The following is a 15,538-nucleotide window of genomic DNA, read 5'->3' on the forward strand; positions in this document are numbered from 1 at the left end:
CCTCAGTGGAGGCCGTTTTTATTTGTGTCGACTGATCTACCACCATCGGGGGCAAGCCCCCTCCCACATTTGAACGTGTTCATAGATCAAGTGTGGGAGGGGGCTTGCCCCGATGAGGCCAGTAGCAGCCCCCCCCATAAACCCAAGGCAAAAAAATACCCCGACCTTTCGACCGGGGCATTTCTTTATCCAGCTACAACCTTAGTGATTAACCGCCCCACTCGCCCCCAGGCCAGTCTGCGAACGCACAAACTGCGGGAAGTACAGCGCGCGCTCTTTCTCTGCCGCCGCCGACTTGTCGGTGATGGAGAAGAACCAGATACCGATGAACGCAATGATCATCGAGAACAGCGCCGGGTATTCGTACGGGAAGATGGCTTTTTCGTGATGCAGGATCGAGACCCAGATGGTCGGACCCAGGATCATCAGGCCAACGGCACTGATCAGGCCCAGCCAGCCGCCAATCATCGCGCCACGGGTGGTGAGGTTTTTCCAGTACATGGAAAGCAGCAACACCGGGAAGTTACAGCTGGCGGCAATCGAGAACGCCAGGCCGACCATGAACGCGATGTTCTGGCTTTCGAACAGGATGCCCAGGCCAATCGCCAGCACTGCCAGGGCGATGGTGGTGATCTTCGATACGCGAATCTCATCCTTCTCGTTGGCCTTGCCTTTCTTGATCACACTGGCATACAGGTCATGGGACACCGCCGAAGCACCGGCCAGGGTCAAACCGGCAACCACGGCCAGGATGGTGGCGAAGGCCACCGCCGAGATGAAGCCCAGGAAGATACTGCCACCCACCGCGTTGGCCAGGTGCACCGCCGCCATGTTGTTACCGCCCAGCAAGGCGCCTGCTGCATCCTTGAACGCCGGGTTGGTGCTGACCAGCAGGATCGCGCCGAAGCCGATGATAAAGGTCAGGATATAGAAGTAGCCGATGAAGCCCGTGGCATACAGCACGCTCTTCCGCGCTTCCTTGGCATCGCTTACGGTGAAGAAGCGCATCAGGATGTGCGGCAGGCCGGCAGTACCGAACATCAGTGCCAGGCCCAGGGAGAACGCGGAGATCGGGTCTTTCACCAGGCCGCCGGGGCTCATGATCGCTTCACCTTTAGGGTGAACCTTGATCGCCTCGGAGAACAGCGTGTTGAAGTCGAAGTTGACGTGCTTCATCACCATCAGCGCCATGAACGAAGCACCCGACAGCAACAGCACCGCCTTGATGATCTGCACCCAGGTGGTCGCCAGCATGCCGCCGAACAGCACATACAGGCACATCAGGATCCCGACCAGGATCACCGCCACATGGTAGTCGAGGCCGAACAGCAGCTGGATCAGCTTGCCCGCCCCCACCATTTGCGCGATCAGGTAGAACGCCACCACCACCAGGGAACCACAGGCCGACAGGCTGCGGATCTGGGTTTGCCCGAGGCGATAGGACGCCACGTCGGCAAAGGTGTACTTGCCCAGGTTACGCAGGCGCTCGGCGATCAGGAACAGAATGATCGGCCAGCCCACCAGGAAGCCGATCGAGTAGATCAGGCCGTCGTAGCCGGAGGTGAACACCAGTGCGGAAATACCCAGGAAGGACGCGGCCGACATGTAGTCGCCGGCAATCGCCAGGCCGTTCTGGAAACCGGTGATCTTGCCGCCGGCCGCATAGTAGTCGGCCGCCGACTTGTTGCGCTTGGACGCCCAGTAGGTGATGCACAGGGTGGCGCCGACGAACGCGACGAACATCACGATCGCCGAGATATTCAGCGGTTGCTTGTGCACTTCACCGGTCAATGCGTCCGCCGCCCAAACGGCAGGAGCAAACAGCGAAGCGCCGAATACAGCCAATAGACGCCGGATCATTGCGCAGCCTCCTTGAGAATCGCATTGTTCAGGTCGTCAAACTCGCCGTTGGCCCGGCGCACATAGATGCCGGTCAGGATGAAGGCGGACACAATCAGGCCGACGCCCAAGGGAATGCCCCAGGTAATCGACGAACCGGGACTGAGCTTGGCACCCAGTACTTGTGGCCCGTAGGCAATCAACAGGATGAATCCGGAGTACAGCCCTAGCATGATCGCCGAGAGAATCCAGGCGAACCTTTCCCTTTTTCTCACCAGCTCCTTGAAACGCGGGCTGTTTTGAATCGAGAGGTAAATGCTGTCGTTCATTGTTTTTATCCTCGCAGCACAGCTTTTTTATTATTGGTACGTATCCACTGTATGCGGCTACGGAACAGGTTCCAGACGACCTTAGTATTAGACGGAGTGTAGCGAGGGATTGAGAGGGCGCAGAAACATTTGCGGGTGACGAAAATAATGTGGGAGGGGGCTTGCTCCCGATAGCGGTGAGCCAGTCAGATCATTGACGACTGACGCACCGCAATCGGGGGCAAGCCCCCTCCCACTGGGGCTGTATCAAGGCATTGGGGAGTTATTTAGCGGTCCACTCGGCAACGCGCTCAGGGTGCTTGGCAACCCAGTCCTTGGCCGCTGCATCAGGCTTGGCGCCTTCCTGGATAGCGAGCATGACTTCGCCGATCTCATCCTTGGAGGCCCACTGGAATTTCTTCAGGAACGCCGCGACTTCCGGCGCTTTCTTCTCCAGGCCCTTGCTGCCGATGCTGTTGACGGTTTCAGCAGCACCATAAATCCCTTTTGGATCGTCCAGGAAACGCAGTTTCCACTTGGCGAACATCCAGTGTGGCACCCAGCCGGTGACCGCAATGGATTCCTGCTTGTCTTCGGCACGGGTCAGCTCGGCGATCATCGCCGCACCCGAACTGGCTTGCAGTTTGTAGTCGAGGCCGTACTGCTTGATGGCTTCGTCGGTCTTGAGCATCACGCCTGAACCGGCGTCGATGCCGACGATCTTGTTCTTGAAGGTGGTATCGGTCTTGAGGTCTTCGATGGACTTGGCCTTGACGTACTCCGGCACGATCAAGCCGATCTTCGCATCCTTGAAGTTAGGGCCGTAGTCGACCACCTTGTCCTTGTTCTTGGTCCAATACTCGCCGTGGGTCACGGGCAGCCAGGCGGAGAGCATGGCATCGAGCTTGCCGGTGGCCACGCCCTGCCACATGATCCCGGTGGCAACCGCTTGCAGTTTGACGTCATAACCGAGCTTTTCCCTGATCACCTCTGCCGCCACATGCGTGGTGGCAACGCTGTCGGACCAGCCATCTACATAACCGATGCTCAGGGTTTTGCTGTCGGCGCTGGCCAGTGTGGAGCTCATCGCAACTACCAGAGTGGCAGCTGCGCCCAAGAGTCGTCGCATCTTCATCGTACTTCCCCGAAAGTGCTGCGCCCGACGGATGTCGAGCGACGTCAACCTGTTGTTATGTGGTGCGCCGCGCCCCCTTCACGCGCATCGATCCGGCTGCTGCGACATCAGTGGAGTGCTGACACCTCGATCATCAACCTGCCGCAGCCTTCGACCTGCTCTGTCAGCGACCTCATGCAAGCAAGAAACGACATCACATCGCCAGTAGGACTTTTTGTAGGACTTAACCCCACGATCCCGCCTGAACTTTGCATGTCAAAATTATGCAGCCCCACTGGGATAGCGCAAATCCGGGTAAGATGCGCGCCTTTGCTCCCCCAGATAAGCCGACCATGCCCGCCACTGCCCGCTTCCCTGCCTTGCCCTATTGCTTCGCTTTGATCCTCGGCCTGCTGGCCCTTGTCGGTTACTGGTATGGCCTCGGCCGGCCGGTGGTGCTGCCGGATGTGGCCAGTGCCAGTCACAAACTGCAATGCGCGTCGTACACACCGTTCGACAAGGACCAATCGCCCTTCGACCAACCGTTCACACTGCGCCCCGCGCGCATGGACGCCGACCTCGCCCTGCTGGCCACCCGCTTCGAGTGCATCCGCACCTACTCCATGACCGGCCTGGAAGCCTTGCCGGACCTGGCGCGTAAGCACGGCCTGAAGGTGATGGCGGGCGCCTGGGTCAGCAGCGACCCGGTCGCAACCGAAAAAGAGGTCGACCAACTGATCGCCTCGGCGAATGCCAACCCCGATGTGGTTACCTCGGTGATCGTCGGCAACGAAGCGCTGCTGCGCAAGGAAGTCACCGCCAAACAGCTGGTGGCGCTGATCCAGAAAGTTAAAAGCCAGATCAAGCAGCCGGTTACCTACGCCGACGTCTGGGAGTTCTGGCTGCAGCACCCGGAAATCGCTCCGGCGGTGGACTTCCTGACCATCCACCTGCTGCCCTACTGGGAAGATGACCCCTCCGGTATCGACCAGGCCCTCAAGCATGTGGGCGATGTACGCCAGACTTTTGGCAACAAATTCGCGCCCAAGGACATATTGATCGGCGAGACCGGCTGGCCCAGCGAAGGCCGCCAACGCGAAACCGCGGTACCGAGTCGTGTCAACGAAGCCAAGTTCATGCGTGGCTTCGTGGCCATGGCCGAGGCCAATGGCTGGCACTACAACCTGATCGAAGCGTTTGACCAGCCGTGGAAGCGCGCCAGTGAAGGTGCCGTGGGCGGTTACTGGGGCCTGTTCGATGCCGACCGTCAGGACAAGGGCATCCTCGCCGGGCCGGTGACCAATGTGCCGCACTGGCCGCTGTGGCTGGGGGTCGGCGGGATTATCCTGCTGGGCACGCTGGTGCTCGGTGGTCGCGTCCGCACCACGCGCGCCGCGATGGCCCTGCCCATGCTGGGTGCAGTGGCGGCCTGTTCCATCGGCACCTGGGCCGAACTGACCCGCGTGACTGCGCGCTTCAACGATGAATGGGCATGGGCCGGTTTACTCGTGGCGCTGAACCTGCTGGTACTGGCCCACGCGGCCCTGGCCCTGAGTGCCCGTGAAGGCTTGCGCGAACGCCTGTTCAACTGGCTGGAACACCGTGCCGGCTGGCTGGTGGCAATCGCCGGGTTCGCCGGTGCGGTGATGATGCTGGCACTGGTGTTTGACCCACGCTACCGCAGCTTCCCGAGTGCGGCGCTGCTGCTGCCGGCGTTGGTGTATCTGATTCGTCCGGTGGCCGGGCCACGCCGGGAGATTGCCTTGCTGACCTTTATCATCGGGGCCGGCATTGCGCCACAGCTGTACCGTGAAGGCCTGCTGAACCAGCAGGCGTGGGGTTGGGCGGTGGTCAGTGGGTTGATGGTTGTGGCTTTGTGGCGGTGCTTGCGGATGCGCAAGGCTTAAGAGCGCCATCGGGGGCAAGCCCCCTCCCACCTTTGGACTGCGTTCTCATGTGGGAGGGGGCTTGCCCCCGATTGGCCTGATCAGGCGCGCCGCGACTGCCTGACCAACCGCAACCCCGCAATCACCACCGCAAACACCGCAAACGAGGTGTTGTACAACGCCAGGGCCGGCAGCCCGAACACCAGCCCCAGCACCGCCAAGCCCCATCCCGCACGGCCCGGTACGAAAAACGCCAGCACCGAGGTCACCAGCGCGGCCCAGCCCAGCACCTTGAAGTGAATCATCAAGCCCAGGTTCGAACGTACCTGGCATTCCCAGCGGCTGGCCTCGTCGGCACAGATGCCGACCCACTGGCCATCTTCCATAAAGCCGTAACGCGCGCCATAACTGGCAGCCAGCCATAACGGCAGGGCAATAAGCAGCAAAATCAACGGCAAGCGGCGGGACATGGAGCACTCCGATAGGCAAAAACGGCGCTCAGCTTAATGCGCCAGCGGCCGTTAGCAAGGTGCATACACACAATTAGTGTTCACTAATGCATGGCAAAGTGTATCGTCTCGCTACTATTACCCCGAATCCGACGTTATTTTCCGACTTTTCGTGCCGAGAGCTGGCACTTCGGTGGCAACGCGGTGGTCATAGCCTGCGAACTTCATTTAGCACGTTTCCTCTTAGGGATTAAGTCATGCTCCGTTCCTTGCGCTGTGCTGCCTTACTGGGCAGCCTTTTTTTGAGTGCGTCAGCACTGGCCGTCGATATCGACCAAGCCAGCTATGGCTACCCTTTGACCAACCCGTTCGAAGCGACCATCGCCACCACCCCGCCCGACCTTCGGCCGACATTGCCGACCGACGACCAGATCAACCAGTCCGACTACACCCTGAACATGCGCCCCGAGCGCGAGTTCAGCCTGCCGGACAATTTCTGGGCAGTGAAGAAGCTCACTTACCGCATCGCCAAGCAGGACCGCGCCGCGCCGCTGATCTTCCTGATCGCGGGCACCGGTGCGCGGTTTGACAGCAGCATCAACGAATACCTGAAAAAACTGTATTACCAGGCCGGCTACCACGTGGTGCAACTGTCGTCGCCCACCAGCTTCGACTTCATCGCCTCGGCATCGCGCTTCGCCACCCCCGGCATCAGCCAGGAAGATGCCGAAGACATGTACCGCGTGATGCAGGCCGTGCGTGCCCAGAATGCCTCGCTGCCGGTGACCGACTTCTATCTCACCGGCTACAGCCTCGGTGCGCTGGATGCGGCGTTTGTCAGCAAGCTCGACGAGACCCGCCGCAGCTTCAACTTCAAGAAAGTGCTGCTGCTCAACCCGCCGGTCAACCTCTACACCTCGATCACCAACCTCGACAAGCTGGTACAGACCGAGGTCAAGGGCATCAACAACACCACCACCTTCTATGAACTGGTGTTGAACAAGCTGACCCGTTACTTCCAGCAAAAGGGCTACATCGACCTCAACGACGCCCTGCTCTACGACTTCCAGCAATCCAAGCAGCACCTGACCAACGAACAGATGGCCATGCTGATCGGCACCTCGTTCCGCTTCTCAGCGGCCGACATCGCCTTTACTTCGGACCTGATCAACCGCCGTGGCCTGATCATCCCGCCGAAGTACCCGATCAGCGAAGGCACCAGCCTCACGCCGTTCCTCAAGCGTGCGCTGCAATGCGACTTCGATTGCTACCTCACCGAACAGGTGATCCCGATGTGGCGCGCCCGCTCCGACGGCGGCAGCCTGTTGCAACTGGTTGACCAGGTCAGCCTGTACGCCCTCAAGGACTACCTGCACGCCAGCCCGAAAATCGCCGTCATGCACAACGCCGACGACGTGATCCTCGGCCCGGGCGACCTCGGCTTCCTGCGCAAGACCTTCGGCGATCGCTTGACCGTCTACCCCCTGGGCGGCCATTGCGGCAACCTCAATTACCGCGTCAACGCCGACGCCATGCTGGAGTTCTTCCGTGGCTAAATATCTTCTGCTGCTTGCCGCCCTGATGTGCGCAGGCGTTGCCAATGCCGACAACAGCAAGGCTCACGCGCCTGTGGTGATGGACTCCGACGGATTCAAGGAGCCGTTGAGCAAACTCAAGTTCAACCCGGGCCTGGACCAACGCGAATTCGAACGCTCGTCGGTCAACGCCCTCAACGTGTATGACCCGCTCGAATCGTGGAACCGCCGCGTGTACCACTTCAACTACCGCTTTGACCAATGGGTGTTCCTGCCGGTGGTCGACGGTTACCGCTACGTCACGCCAAGCTTCCTGCGCACCGGCGTGAGCAACTTCTTCAACAACCTGGGCGACGTGCCCAACCTGTTGAACAGCCTGCTGCAACTCAAGGGCCACCGTTCCCTGGAAACCACCGGGCGCCTGCTGCTCAACACCACCGTCGGCATCGCCGGCCTGTGGGACCCGGCGACCGCCATGGGCCTGCCGCGCCAGAGCGAAGACTTCGGCCAGACCCTGGGCTTCTACGGCGTGCCCGGCGGTGCCTACCTGGTGCTGCCGATCTTCGGCCCGTCGAACCTGCGCGACACTGGCGGCTTGCTGGTGGACTACACCGCCGAGTCCCAGATCAACTTCCTCAACGTCTCCGAAGTCAGCTCCAACCACCCGGAAATCTGGGCCCTGCGCGCGGTGGACAAGCGCTACCAGACCAGCTTCCGCTACGGTCAGATGAACTCGCCGTTCGAGTATGAGAAGGTGCGGTATATCTATACGGAATCACGCAAGTTGCAGATTGCCGAGTAAATAACGCCGACAAAAAAGGCCATTCGAATGAATGGCCTTTTTTTGCGCGCAGTGGCGGTAACAGCAGCATGACGGGAACCAGCCGCACAGCCACGCCACACAGAGTCCAGGTCCCCCCACAGACAAGCCTGACAAATATCGGGCGGATGAGGCGGTTACCCACCTTGAACTTTGAGTGGATATTTCAATATGACGCAATCTATTTCCTCCAGCCCTTCCTCCACCCCTTCTGCGTATAGCCCTCAAGCAGCCGAACCGCAGGCATCGAAGAACGCTGGCACGGGCGCTCCCACAGGTGCTTATGGCAGGCCTGCCGGCGATCACCGCGGCGCAGAAAAAATCCTCAGTGATAATCCGGCGCTCAAAGACGTGCTCAAGCAGGACGGCCCTTTCTCCAACGACTTTCTTAACAAGCTCAAACAGCAGACCGGCGATTGGGGCCCTGCCAACGAAAATCCTGAATCCCGTGCGGATGCGGCCTATAACCTGTCGGAAGTGGTGAACCACATCGATGGTCGCGAAGGCCTCAAGCGGCAGGGCTCATCGCAACAAGGCGATCACCGCATGCAGGGCTTTGGCCAGTTCGGCAGTGTGTCCACCGGTTCCGAAGCGCAGTTGCTAAAGGCTTTCAGCGAAAAAGGTTACAGCGCCTTGCAATACCCCTCCTGAAGCAAACACGGCGGGGGTACCTCTGAACTCAAGCCTTCAGGGTACGCCTGGTGCCCGTGTACACCGATACTCACGAGCTTGACGTAAACCGGTAATTTCCCCGACACGCAGACCACTAGATTTCCTAGGTCTACGGGAACCGTTTCATTCGGGAAAACCACTTAAGGCGCGAACCCACGGGTTCCCAATCAGACGCCTAATCATTGAAAAACGGAAAACCTTGATGGATGTAAACAACTCCAGCGGCTCCAATCAATACAATACCGGATACGCCCAGGCAAACGGCCCGGCAGGCTCCCAGTCGTCGACAGGCCAGCAGGGGCACGCCTCTATCAGTGCGCCTACCGGCAATACGGGCAGGGCACCTGGCGATCATCGCAGCGTCGACGCCATTACCAACACCCCGCTTTTTGCGAGCGCGCGCGAAGCGCTCAAGGATGACAAACTGACGGGGATCAAGTCTCAGACAGGCGATTGGGACGACATGAATGCGTCGAACGATACTCGGGCCGACCGGGCCGCAAATGCCGAGCGCGTATTCCAATACGCCGATGCCAAGGGCGGCACCGAGTCGACACCCAATAACAACCAGATAGAAGGGACGCTTTACACCCGACCAATGACTGCAAGCGCCTCCTCTGACAGTAGCTATGACTACGTGAAAGGTTCAGAAGCAAACACGCTTTACAACTTCGAGCAGAATGGCTACAAGGCCTTCGCCCAGTAATCGGCAAGGTTGCAGGCGGCGGGCGTGACGACGCGCGCTGCGCTGATACACGTCGGTGGCCTGACCGAAATGTCAGGCCCTCGCAGTACGCCACAACCGACCGACCACCGACACCACCACCAATACCGCCGCCCCGGCGACAATCCCCACACCCGCGTTCAACAGGGTCGGCATCAGCCACGCCACCCCACCGACACTCTGGCTCACCGTTTCCACCCAATGATGCACCACCGGCACACCATGGGTAAGGATGCCACCGCCGACCATGAACATCGCCGCCGTGCCGATCACCGACAGGCTCTTCATCATGTACGGTGCCGCGCGCAGAATGCCGCCACCGATACTGCGAGCCATCTGGCCAGGCTTCTGGGTAAGCCACAGGCCCAGGTCATCCAGCTTGACGATGCCAGCTACAAGCCCGTAGACGCCGATGGTCATGACGATGGCGATGCCCGACAGGACAATCACTTGCTGCATCAACGGCGCATCGGCCACGGTGCCGAGGGTGATGGCGATGATTTCCGCAGAGAGGATGAAGTCAGTCCGGATCGCGCCTTTGATCTTGTCCTTTTCAAAAGCCACCAGATCAGTAGCCGGGTTAGCCACCGCTTCAACCAACTGCGCATGGTCGGCCTGGACTTCAGCCTTGCTGTGCAGGAATTTATGCGCGAGCTTCTCGAAACCTTCGAAACACAGGTAGGCGCCGCCGAGCATCAACAACGGTGTCACGGCCCAAGGAGCGAAGGCGCTGATCAACAACGCGGTGGGCACCAGGATCAATTTGTTGATAAACGAGCCCTTGGCAACGGCCCATACCACCGGGATTTCCCGCTCGGCACGCACACCGGAAACCTGCTGGGCGTTGAGCGCCAGGTCATCGCCCAGCACGCCGGCGGTTTTCTTGGCGGCCATCTTGGTCATCAGGGCGACATCGTCGAGGACGGTGGCGATGTCGTCGATCAACACCAGCAAACTGCTTCCTGCCATGAAACGCACTTCCGTAAGAGAAAAGATGACGCGAGCATAGCGCGGCGCAAGGCGTTGCGGACACATTGTTGAGGCTCGCGGATAGCCGGTGCTAACATGCCCGACCGCCTGCACTGGCAAGGAAAACCCTGGTTTATGAGCACCATTCGCGAGCGCAACAAAGAAAAGATCCTGCGGGCGGCAAGCGAGGAGTTTGCCGACAAGGGCTTCGCCGCGACCAAAACCAGCGACATCGCCGCCAAGGCCGGGCTGCCCAAGCCCAACGTGTATTACTACTTCAAGTCCAAGGACAACCTCTACCGCGAGGTGCTCGAAAGCATTATCGAGCCGATCCTGGCGGCGTCCACGCCGTTCAACCCCGAGGGCGAGCCTTCAGCGGTGCTGAGCAACTACATCCGCTCGAAAATCCGCATCTCCCGCGACCTGCCCTTCGCCTCCAAGGTGTTCGCCAGCGAAATCATGCATGGCGCACCGCACCTGAGTGCCGAGCAGGTCCAACAACTCAATGCCCAGGCCAAGCACAACATCGACTGCATCCAGAGCTGGGTGGATCGCGGGTTGATTGCAGCTATCGACCCTCATCACCTGATGTTCAGCATCTGGGCGGCGACGCAGACCTATGCGGATTTCGACTGGCAGATTTCCGCGGTGACCGGCAAAGCCAAGCTGGATGAGGCCGATTATGAAGCGGCGGCGCAGACGATTATTCGGTTGGTGCTCAAGGGCTGTGCGCCGGACTGATGCACCGAGATGCCTGTGCCAATCGGGGGCAAGCCCCCTCCCACCTATTGAACCGTGAATACGCTCAAGACTGTGGGAGGGGGCTTGCTCCCGATGAGGCCCTTACAGTCACACGCGACTCACGCTGACACCCCCGCATCCGCCCTCAGCCCCAGCCCCTCGATCGCCGTGATCGCACACTGCTCATCAATATCCGACGTATCCCCGCTGATCCCGATCGCCCCCAGTACCGCCCCCGCCTGATCCCGAATCAACACCCCACCCGGCGCCGGCACCACGCTACCCTGCCCCAGGCTGTTCAACGCCGCGATAAACGCCGGCCGTTGCTGTGCGTCCAGCGCCAGCAAGCGCGAGCCCTTGCCCAGCGCAATCGCGCCCCAGGCCTTGCCGATGGCGATTTGCGGGCGCAACAGGCTGGCGCCGTCTTCGCGCTGCACGGTGATCAAGTGGCCACCGCTGTCGAGCACCGCAACGGTCAGCGGTGCAGCTGAGATCGTGCGCCCTGCGCTGAGGGCCTGGCTGGCCAGTTGGGTGGCAATCTTCAAGGTTAAAGCGCTCATGGTGCCGTCCTTCTTTTGTTATTGGGAAAGCGGTGGAGGTCTGTTTGATCAGATGCTCGATCAAACAAATAGAACACAATGATATTTATTTTTGTATACAATATTTTCAAACAAAGGCTCCATACGTCGAAAAAAGCGGTTCCGACGAACGCAAAGACCAACCAATAAAATGGATTGACCTGTGCCTCCCGCCGTGAATACACTTTGGACAGACACCACTTGTATACAATTACAAAACGCAAGAGGCACCAAAATCATGAGCAAAATGAGAGCAATCGAAGCCGCCGTCCTCGTCATGCGCCGTGAAGGCGTGGACACCGCCTTCGGTATCCCAGGCGCTGCGATCAACCCGCTGTACTCAGCCTTGCAGAAGGTGGGTGGCATCGATCACGTCCTTGCTCGCCACGTTGAAGGCGCCTCGCACATGGCCGAGGGTTACACCCGCACCAAGGCCGGCAATATCGGCGTGTGCATTGGCACCTCGGGCCCGGCGGGCACCGACATGGTCACCGGCCTCTACAGCGCCTCGGCGGACTCGATCCCGATCCTGTGCATCACCGGCCAGGCACCACGGGCCCGCCTGCACAAGGAAGATTTCCAGGCCGTGGACATCACCAGCATCGTCAAGCCGGTGACCAAATGGGCGACCACCGTCCTCGAGCCGGGCCAAGTGCCGTACGCGTTCCAGAAAGCCTTCTATGAAATGCGCTCCGGCCGCCCTGGTCCGGTGCTGATCGACCTGCCGTTCGACGTGCAGATGGCCGAGATCGAATTCGATATCGACGCCTACCAGCCGCTGCCACTGGCCAAGCCATTGGCCACCCGCATCCAGGTCGAAAAGGCCCTGGCCCTGCTGGATCAGGCGGAACGCCCGTTGCTGGTGAGCGGCGGCGGCGTGGTCAACGCCGACGCCAGCGAGCTGTTGGTGGAGTTCGCCGAACTGACCGGCATCCCGGTGATCCCGACGCTGATGGGCTGGGGCACCATTCCCGACGATCACCCACAGATGGTCGGTATGGTTGGCCTGCAAACCTCCCACCGCTACGGCAACGCGACGCTGCTCAAATCGGACGTGGTACTGGGTATCGGTAACCGTTGGGCCAACCGCCACACCGGTTCGGTCGAGGTCTACACCGAAGGGCGTAAATTCATTCACGTCGACATCGAGCCGACGCAGATTGGCCGCGTATTCACCCCGGACCTGGGCATCGTGTCCGACGCCGGCTCCGCGCTGACGATGTTCATCGAAGTCGCCCGCGAGTGGAAAGCCGCCGGCAAGCTCAAGGACCGCAGCGCCTGGCTGCATGACTGCCAGCAGCGCAAGGCGACCCTGCAGCGCAAGACCCACTTCGACAACGTGCCGGTCAAGCCGCAACGGGTGTACGAAGAGATGAACCAGGTGTTCGGCAAAGACACCTGCTACGTCAGCACCATCGGCCTGTCGCAGATTGCCGGCGCGCAGTTCCTGCATGTGTACAAGCCCCGCCACTGGATCAACTGCGGCCAGGCCGGCCCGTTGGGCTGGACCATTCCGGCGGCGCTGGGCGTGGTCAAGGCCGACCCTAGCCGCAAGGTGGTGGCGCTGTCCGGCGACTATGACTTCCAGTTCATGATCGAAGAACTGGCCGTGGGCGCGCAGGTCAAGCTGCCGTACATCCACGTGGTGGTGAACAACTCTTACCTGGGGCTGATCCGCCAGGCCCAGCGCGGGTTTGAAATGGACTACTGCGTGCAGTTGTCTTTCGACAACCTCAACGCACCAGAGCTGAACGGCTATGGCGTCGACCACGTTGCCGTCGCTGAAGGCCTGGGTTGCAAGGCCCTGCGCGTGTTCGAACCGGGACAGATCGCGTCGGCGCTGCGCAAGGCCGAACAGATGATCGAAGAATTCAAGGTGCCGGTGATCGTCGAGATCATTCTGGAGCGCGTGACCAATATTTCCATGGGCACCGAGATCAACGCCGTCAACGAATTCGAAGACCTGGCCCTGGTCGGCAACGATGCGCCGACCGCCATTTCCCTGCTCGATTAAGGAGAACCCTATGCCACGCTTTGCCGCCAACCTGTCCATGCTGTTTACCGAGCAGGACTTTCTCGCGCGCTTCAAGGCCGCTGCCGATGCCGGCTTCCAGGGTGTCGAGTACCTGTTCCCCTACGAATTCAGCTCGGCTGAAATCAAGGCCCAGCTCGATACCCATGGCCTGACCCAGGTGCTGTTCAACCTGCCGGCCGGTGACTGGGCCAAGGGCGAACGCGGCCTGGCGTGCCACCCGGACCGGGTCGAGGAATTCCGCGCCGGGGTCACGCTGGCCATCGCCTACGCCCAGGTGCTGGGCAATACCCAGATCAACTGCCTGGCGGGGATTCGGCCCCAGGGTGTGGATGATGAAACCGTGGAGAGGACCTTTGTCGCCAACCTCAAGTACGCCGCCGGCAAGCTGCAGGCGGCGGGCATCAAGCTGGTGATGGAAGCGATCAACACCCGCGACATTCCGGGTTTCTACCTCAACAACACTGCACAGGCCCTGTCGATTCGCGAACAGGTGGGCAGTGACAACCTGTTCCTGCAGTACGACATCTACCACATGCAAATCATGGAAGGCGACCTGGCCCGGACCATGGCGGCGCACCTGGAGGAGATCAATCACATTCAGCTGGCGGACAACCCTGGGCGCAATGAGCCGGGAACCGGGGAGATCAACTACCGCTTCCTGTTCGAACATCTGGACCGCATCGGGTACGCGGGCTGGGTCGGCTGTGAGTACAAGCCGCTGACCACCACCGAAGCGGGTTTGGGCTGGCTTAAAACCCACAACGCCGTCTAACCGACACCACACAAAACCTTGTGGGAGGGGGCTTGCTGTGGTGAGGGGGGCTTGTCCCCCGACGGGTTTACCACTGACCCCATGGGGCTGCTACGCAGCCAGCGCGGGACAAGCCCGCTCACCACTGCAAGCCCAGCGCCCACAGAGCATAAAAAGAGGATTTCATCATGGCTAAAATCGGATTTATCGGCACCGGCATCATGGGCCAACCCATGGCCGCAAACCTGCAGAAAGCCGGTCATCAACTGTTGCTTTCCGAACACCACGGCAAGGCACCGGCCGAGCTGATCAGCGCCGGCGCAGTGGCCCTGGCCACCCCGCAGCAAGTGGCCCAGGAAGCCGAGTTCATTATCGTCATGGTCCCCGACACCCCGCAGGTCGACGACGTGCTGTTCCGCGCCGACGGTGTGGCGGCGGGCCTGTCGCCGAACAAGGTGGTGATCGACATGAGTTCGATCTCTCCCACGGCCACCAAGGCGTTTGCGGCAAAGATCAACGAGCACGGCGCGCAGTACCTCGACGCCCCGGTGTCCGGCGGTGAAGTCGGCGCCAAGGCCGGGACCTTGAGCATCATGGTCGGTGGCGAACCACAGACCTTCGAACGTGCCCTGCCGCTGTTCCAGAGCATGGGCAAGAACATCACCCTGGTGGGCGGCAATGGCGATGGCCAGACCGCCAAAGTGGCCAACCAGATCATCGTCGCGCTGAATATCCAGGCGGTGGCCGAAGCACTGCTGTTCGCCTCCAGGAACGGCGCCGACCCGGCCAAAGTACGTGAAGCGCTGATGGGCGGCTTTGCCTCGTCGAAGATCCTCGAAGTGCATGGCGAACGCATGATCAAGGGTACCTTCGATCCGGGTTTCCGCATCAACCTGCACCAGAAGGACCTCAACCTGGCCCTGGCCGGTGCCAGGGAACTGGGGATCAACCTGCCGAATACGGCCGGCACCCAGCAAGTGTTCAGCACCTGCGCGGCGCTTGGTGGCGGGAATTGGGACCACTCGGCGCTGATCAAGGGGTTGGAGCATATGGCGAACTTCTCGATTCGCGATAAATAACCCCCCTTTGAAATGGCTGCACCTCTAATAACAAAAAT

At 60.4% G+C, this 15,538-nt stretch carries 15 protein-coding genes; 9 read left to right on the plus strand and 6 right to left on the minus strand.

The annotated features are described in order from the left end of the window. Window positions 1-201: 201 nt before the first annotated feature. The 3 genes from AC07OT_RS11750 to AC07OT_RS11760 all read right to left on the minus strand — a co-directional run bounded on the left by AC07OT_RS11750 (window position 202) and on the right by AC07OT_RS11760 (window position 3,282). Window positions 202-1,860, minus strand: coding sequence for a cation acetate symporter (locus AC07OT_RS11750; protein ID WP_115488109.1), 1,659 nt, complete (start codon window positions 1,858-1,860; stop codon window positions 202-204). Beyond that, a complete protein-coding gene (locus AC07OT_RS11755) occupies window positions 1,857-2,168 on the minus strand; it encodes a DUF485 domain-containing protein (RefSeq protein ID WP_049709234.1) in 312 nt (103 codons plus the stop codon). Before AC07OT_RS11755 ends, AC07OT_RS11750 begins: the two co-directional genes overlap by 4 nt. A 262-nt stretch (window positions 2,169-2,430) precedes the next feature. Then, window positions 2,431-3,282 carry a glycine betaine ABC transporter substrate-binding protein gene (locus AC07OT_RS11760; protein WP_495108128.1) on the minus strand — a complete coding sequence of 284 codons (852 nt, stop codon included), beginning with the start codon at window positions 3,280-3,282 and terminating at the stop codon, window positions 2,431-2,433. Window positions 3,283-3,614: 332 nt separating this feature from the next. Between AC07OT_RS11760 and AC07OT_RS11765 the strand changes: the two genes are divergently transcribed. Next, entirely contained in the window at window positions 3,615-5,168 is a 1,554-nt protein-coding gene (locus AC07OT_RS11765) for a glycoside hydrolase family 17 protein (protein WP_495108129.1), read from the plus strand. An 80-nt stretch (window positions 5,169-5,248) separates the two neighbouring features. On the opposite strand, the gene AC07OT_RS11770 is transcribed toward AC07OT_RS11765, so the two are convergent. Beyond that, a complete protein-coding gene (locus AC07OT_RS11770) occupies window positions 5,249-5,617 on the minus strand; it encodes a hypothetical protein (protein WP_065924484.1) in 369 nt (122 codons plus the stop codon). A gap of 236 nt (window positions 5,618-5,853) precedes the next feature. Between AC07OT_RS11770 and AC07OT_RS11775 the strand changes: the two genes are divergently transcribed. The 4 genes from AC07OT_RS11775 (at window position 5,854) to AC07OT_RS11790 (ending at window position 9,329) form a co-directional block, all read left to right on the plus strand. Next, window positions 5,854-7,152 carry a serine/threonine protein kinase gene (locus AC07OT_RS11775; RefSeq protein ID WP_065939932.1) on the plus strand — a complete coding sequence of 433 codons (1,299 nt, stop codon included), beginning with the start codon at window positions 5,854-5,856 and terminating at the stop codon, window positions 7,150-7,152. After that, a complete protein-coding gene (locus tag AC07OT_RS11780; RefSeq protein WP_027607049.1) occupies window positions 7,145-7,933 on the plus strand; it encodes an MlaA family lipoprotein in 789 nt (262 codons plus the stop codon). The genes AC07OT_RS11775 and AC07OT_RS11780 overlap by 8 nt, the downstream gene beginning before the upstream one ends. Window positions 7,934-8,122: 189 nt before the next feature. Beyond that, window positions 8,123-8,602 carry a hypothetical protein gene (locus tag AC07OT_RS11785; RefSeq protein WP_495108130.1) on the plus strand — a complete coding sequence of 160 codons (480 nt, stop codon included), beginning with the start codon at window positions 8,123-8,125 and terminating at the stop codon, window positions 8,600-8,602. Window positions 8,603-8,825: 223 nt separating this feature from the next. Further along, window positions 8,826-9,329, plus strand: a complete 504-nt coding sequence (locus AC07OT_RS11790) for a hypothetical protein (RefSeq protein ID WP_115488106.1) — start codon at window positions 8,826-8,828, stop codon at window positions 9,327-9,329. 72 nt (window positions 9,330-9,401) lie between these two features. On the opposite strand, the gene AC07OT_RS11795 is transcribed toward AC07OT_RS11790, so the two are convergent. Next, window positions 9,402-10,316, minus strand: coding sequence for a DUF808 domain-containing protein (locus AC07OT_RS11795; protein ID WP_495101305.1), 915 nt, complete (start codon window positions 10,314-10,316; stop codon window positions 9,402-9,404). Window positions 10,317-10,451: 135 nt separating this feature from the next. Here AC07OT_RS11795 and AC07OT_RS11800 point away from each other — a divergent pair, with 135 nt between their 5' ends. Further along, window positions 10,452-11,057: a TetR/AcrR family transcriptional regulator gene (locus tag AC07OT_RS11800; RefSeq protein WP_065939935.1), complete on the plus strand. Its 606-nt coding sequence runs from the start codon at window positions 10,452-10,454 to the stop codon at window positions 11,055-11,057. Window positions 11,058-11,176: 119 nt separating this feature from the next. Here AC07OT_RS11800 and AC07OT_RS11805 read toward each other — a convergent pair whose 3' ends face one another. Then, a complete protein-coding gene (locus tag AC07OT_RS11805) occupies window positions 11,177-11,617 on the minus strand; it encodes a GlcG/HbpS family heme-binding protein (RefSeq protein WP_281114376.1) in 441 nt (146 codons plus the stop codon). A 256-nt stretch (window positions 11,618-11,873) separates the two neighbouring features. Between AC07OT_RS11805 and gcl the strand changes: the two genes are divergently transcribed. The 3 genes from gcl (at window position 11,874) to AC07OT_RS11820 (ending at window position 15,500) form a co-directional block, all read left to right on the plus strand. Then, complete coding sequence (gene gcl, locus AC07OT_RS11810; protein WP_495108131.1) at window positions 11,874-13,649, plus strand: glyoxylate carboligase; 1,776 nt, start codon at window positions 11,874-11,876, stop codon at window positions 13,647-13,649. A 10-nt stretch (window positions 13,650-13,659) separates the two neighbouring features. Then, window positions 13,660-14,442, plus strand: a complete 783-nt coding sequence (gene hyi, locus AC07OT_RS11815; protein WP_495108132.1) for a hydroxypyruvate isomerase — start codon at window positions 13,660-13,662, stop codon at window positions 14,440-14,442. Window positions 14,443-14,609: 167 nt separating this feature from the next. Further along, the gene (locus AC07OT_RS11820; protein ID WP_092358523.1) at window positions 14,610-15,500 is read left to right on the plus strand and encodes a 2-hydroxy-3-oxopropionate reductase; all 891 of its coding nucleotides are present in this window, start codon (window positions 14,610-14,612) and stop codon (window positions 15,498-15,500) included. Window positions 15,501-15,538: the final 38 nt, after the last annotated feature.

This window comes from Pseudomonas sp. GW821-FHT09C10 (assembly GCF_059418085.1).